Genomic DNA, 404 nt, shown 5'->3' with positions numbered 1-404 from the left:
ACGTGTTTTGTCTGATATGACCACTGATGCACCTGTGGGGTCATTGCGTAATTCCGAGCAAGCTTTAATTGTGCGTGCAACCGCTCGTTTAACAACACCAGAAGCTTTTGAACAAGTTGTGTTAAAGCCTCATGTACGTCTTGGTGATGTGGCGCATGTTACTTTGTCCCCTGATGTAGAAACAGTTATTCTTCGTGTAAACGGAAAGGTGGGGATTGGGTTGGGTATTGTGCGTAAGGCACAGTCCAATACTCTTGATATTTCCAAAAATGTTCGGGCAGTTGTTGAGCATCTCAAAACTGTTCTCCCTTCTTCTGTCCATATAAGTATTCCTAATGACGATGCTATTTTTATTAAGAGTGCTCTTCATGAAGTTGAGGTTGCATTAATTATTGCTGTGCTTA

1 protein-coding gene is annotated in these 404 nt (G+C 41.8%); it reads left to right on the top strand.

Translation table 11 applies throughout. The features are described 5' to 3' along the window. Positions 1 to 404, top strand: a 404-nt coding sequence (locus tag J7R10_RS09200) for an efflux RND transporter permease subunit (RefSeq protein WP_208436521.1), incomplete at both ends; no start/stop codon positions are given.

The organism is Bartonella vinsonii subsp. berkhoffii ATCC 51672 (assembly GCF_902825225.1).
Taxonomy (GTDB): Bacteria; Pseudomonadota; Alphaproteobacteria; order Rhizobiales; family Rhizobiaceae; genus Bartonella; species Bartonella berkhoffii.
The sequence above is the reverse complement of the archived record's forward strand: the minus strand, read 5'-3'. Positions and strand labels throughout refer to the sequence as shown.